The sequence below is a fragment of the Microcoleus sp. S13_C3 genome (genome assembly GCF_036700905.1).
GTDB lineage: Bacteria > Cyanobacteriota > Cyanobacteriia > Cyanobacteriales > Microcoleaceae > Microcoleus.
In genome coordinates this window covers 1-2791 of sequence record NZ_JAUBPT010000315.1, presented here as the reverse complement: position 1 = coordinate 2791, position 2791 = coordinate 1, and the positions used below count along the sequence as shown (strand labels likewise).

Annotated in this window: 4 protein-coding genes; all 4 read left to right on the top strand. The window is 42.1% G+C overall.

Annotated elements, in window-relative coordinates; all coding sequences use genetic code 11:
• A partial coding sequence (locus tag QUA16_RS36255) for a relaxase (protein ID WP_333109666.1) occupies nucleotides 1-1051 on the top strand: 1051 nt, incomplete at its 5' end.
• Between the two features lie 385 nt (nucleotides 1052-1436).
• Nucleotides 1437-1775, top strand: a complete 339-nt coding sequence (locus QUA16_RS36250) for a hypothetical protein (RefSeq protein WP_333181780.1) — start codon at nucleotides 1437-1439, stop codon at nucleotides 1773-1775.
• A 317-nt stretch (nucleotides 1776-2092) separates the two neighbouring features.
• Nucleotides 2093-2509: a XisH family protein gene (locus QUA16_RS36245; protein WP_333109663.1), complete on the top strand. Its 417-nt coding sequence runs from the start codon at nucleotides 2093-2095 to the stop codon at nucleotides 2507-2509.
• Nucleotides 2497-2791, top strand: a 295-nt coding sequence (locus QUA16_RS36240) for an element excision factor XisI family protein (RefSeq protein ID WP_333109661.1), incomplete at its 3' end; no start/stop codon positions are given. The genes QUA16_RS36245 and QUA16_RS36240, both read left to right, overlap by 13 nt.

The window sequence follows — 2791 nt, the reverse complement described above, 5'->3', positions numbered from 1 at the left end:
ATTGCAAGACCTAATTGATGAAGTTACCCAAGACAACCCAAGTATGCCAGAATTCGTTGAGCGGTTGCAGCAACAAGCCGTAGAGGTACAAGTCGGATTGACTCGAACTGGAATCGGCTTCAGTAAAGGCATTTCTTACAATTTAGATGGGGTCGCTTTAAGTGGCACTCAGTTGGGTAAAGCCTACACTTTTTGTGGATTGCAGAAGCATCGAGGCGTTAGCTATTACAAAGGGCGAGATAACGCCCTAATTGACGCTTTAATGCAGCCACAACACTTAGCGAACGCCCCTAGTGAGGCAGAGGAAAATGAGTTAGAGTCGTCAGAAGCCGAGCTAGCAGCAACCCTATCTGCAACAGCAAATGAGTTAGAGTTGTCACAATCTGAGCTAAATACAACCAGGCCTGCAACTCCAGCAACAGCAAATGAGTTAGAGTTACAACTGTCTATCCTGCCTGAAAGGAATGAAACTCAGTGGCAAAAAGTGCGCTCGCATCTCGCCATTGAGTACAGTTTACCTTTAGAATTACTCGATTTATTGTACTCTCATTCTTGGCTGTATGCCGGCTCAGAAAAGGCTGTCTTTACAGGACGGACGCTTGAGGGAGAAGCCCGGTTCGCTTTTGTCCTAGATGAATTGGGCAACTTTACTACAACCCATCCCCTATCATCTGAAGCTGCTTTCTGGGTAGCCACTACTGGAGAAATTGAGCGAGCTGTGATTGCTTGTAACCCAATCGAAGCCCTTTCAATTTTGCTTATTGAACAGGATAACTCTACAACAGCACCACCCACAATTTACCTAGGAATTGAACGAGCTTCACAACTGCCTATACAATTCTTACAAGAACTCGATAGCGTTATTATAGCGATGGCAGAAGATTATATGCTCGCTCGAAATGCAAGCGAGCTGCTACCGAATGCAGAAATTGTCAGTCCACAGTCAAGTTGGAATGATATTTGGATACAATTAATTGAGCAAAAACAGCAAGCTCAACAACAAAATAACCAACAGTATAAACAGCGCATCCAAGAAATTGAACTGGATTAGTTATTGCCACTTAAAAATTTGATTTTTATTAAATAAAAGCGCTAGCTAACAAATTTCCTGGTTGCGACATAAATTACTGGGTAGTTCTGGCATCTCAGGGTTTTGATAACGGTGGGTAAACCGTTTTATCCGCCCAATTATTCTTACCAGGCAGGAATACCAATTCCTGATATTGATGCCACTAATTTTGACAGCTTTTTTAACGTAGTTATCAACTATTTTGGCGTAACTATTAAGTAAATTGAGGCCGTGCTTGCTCAAATAATTTGTGAGTCAACATGGGTAAAAATAAATTATTTATACATTTTATCGTACTCACTAACATTGACGAAAAAACAAATTTATGAGCGCTGTCGCGCCCAAGAATAAAGCATCGGAAAAAAAAATGGAACTATCGCCAACCTACACCTATTACTTCAATAATTTAACCTGCGTCCACCAAACAGAAAACGAACTGTACATCATGGGCAAGGAAACAACACTTGTACTAAATTTTCAACAAACAAGCTATCAAACGCTCGACAAAATAATCCACGCTCTGCGACTTGTGAGAGACAAAAAAGTCCAAGACCGAAAGTCAATTCTTGAGCAAGAACTGCTGGCATTAAACTTCCAATTCCCTCTCGAAAGCAGCAACCGTAGCAACAACGACACAAATAATGGTAGCAGCAATGGTAGCAGCAACGGCAGCAACAAAAACTGCGAGCTAAAAATCGACTGGTAATTAAATGATGCCGGAGAGATAAGTTTGTTTCTCCGGCAGCCAATAGCAAACATTTTTCGCCACATCCAAAAAAGGCTTCCTCTCATAGCAGCATAGGTGTATCTCCTGCACTAAGAGCAAGCCGATATGTTCGAGTCGTCGGGCGCAACACTATGTCGGCTGCACAATCATATTTGGACGAAAGGCTTCTTCTGATCTAAAAAAGGCCGAGGGGCAAAGTTTTGTGGCGCTGCCCGAGAACATCGTTTTCAAATGAATAGCGTATATACTTGAAATAAAACTCTCGAAGATATTAAACACAACGAGTCAGTACAGCTATGTCTGCTAAAGATGTCTTTCACGAAGTCGTTAAAATCGCTCTCCAGAAAGATGGATGGCAGATTACTCACGATCCATACACTTTACAAGCAGGAACTCTCGAACTTTACATCGACTTGGGTGCCGAAAGGGTGGTTGCGGCCGAAAAAGACGGACAAAAAATTGCCGTTGAAATCAAAAGCTTTATTGGCCCCTCCAAAATTTCCCAGTTTTACACAGCATTAGGACAATTCATTAGTTATCGAGCAGCTTTGCAACAACAAGAAACTGACCGCCTTTTATACCTAGCAGTACCCAGCAATGTCTACGAGAGTTTTTTTACAATGGGGTTTATTCAGTCTTTAATTCAACAAAACCAAATTCATTTAATTGTTTACGATATAGAGCAGGAGGCGATCGCACAATGGCAAATGTAGACCTTTATAGGCAGCACATCCAAAATCTGCTCTCCCAACACGCTAGTCTTGTTTGGGATGAGCGCATTCAGGCTCAAACTATCTTTGATACCGAGCGCGATCATTATCAATTAGTATATGTGGGCTGGCGCAATCACCGGCGAATTTATGGCCCGGTTTTGCACCTGGATATTATGGACAATAAAATTTGGATTCAGCAGGATGGAACCGGGAGCATCCCGATTTTGCAAATATACAAAAGTATGATAAGGTGCGCCGCTTTTGGGGAAAACCGACACTTAG